The following is an 816-nucleotide window of genomic DNA, read 5'->3' on the forward strand; positions in this document are numbered from 1 at the left end:
GAAATTACTTTCTGAATTGAATGGGTATGGACGCGACAACGGTATCGGTCGGTTAGATTTGGTAGAAAATCGTTTTGTCGGTATGAAATCGCGTGGCATTTATGAGACACCAGGAGGAACCATTCTCTTAGTTGCTCATCGCGCGATAGAATCTTTGACATTGGATCGGGGTGCGGCTCATTTGAAAGATGAATTAATGCCGCGTTATGCAGAACTTATTTATTACGGCTTTTGGTTTTCTCCTGAGCGCAAAATGTTGCAAGCTGCTATCGATTTATCCCAAGAAAATGTTGAAGGTGAAGTTATATTAAAGCTTTATAAGGGTAATGTGATTGTTGAAGGACGTCAAAGCAAAAAGTCGCTTTATTCCAATAAATTAGTAACCTTTGAGGATGATGAAGGTGCTTATGACCAAAAAGATGCTGCTGGCTTTATTAAATTAAATGCCCTGCGTTTGCGCACATTAGCAGCACGTTCATTAACACACACAAAAACATAACAGGTTAAGCCCAGAACAGCTTTTATATCAAAAGTTGAAGAAGGTAATTTCTTTGATTGATTTTGGTTGCAGATAGATTATTTATCAATTTTGAGTTCAATGCTAGAGGTTTTGCTTTCTTGCCGATAGGTGTAATAAGAAAAACCTATAAGAAGAACGATTAAAGCGCCGATAATCAAAACAAGTAAATTGCGATTCATAATATTCACACTTTTATTGACATAAAATATAAGCAAAACAATAGGGCAGATGCTGATTATGGCAAGAGTATGATAAGAGTTTATGCCTTTTCGCTTGCTATTATTGACGAATAAATT

General features: G+C 36.4%; 1 protein-coding gene and 1 pseudogene. One reads left to right on the forward strand and one right to left on the reverse strand.

The window, feature by feature from the left end; genetic code table 11:
- Positions 1-499 (forward strand): annotated as a pseudogene (locus ACFILZ_RS09990) (argininosuccinate synthase); the annotation flags it as partial.
- Between the two features lie 77 nt (positions 500-576).
- Here the strand turns inward: ACFILZ_RS09990 and ACFILZ_RS09995 are convergent.
- Positions 577-816 (reverse strand): hypothetical protein (locus ACFILZ_RS09995; RefSeq protein ID WP_375682391.1); only part of this gene is annotated, 240 nt, incomplete at its 5' end.

This window comes from Bartonella sp. AP40SXNS (genome assembly GCF_042195825.1).
Taxonomy (GTDB): Bacteria; Pseudomonadota; Alphaproteobacteria; order Rhizobiales; family Rhizobiaceae; genus Bartonella.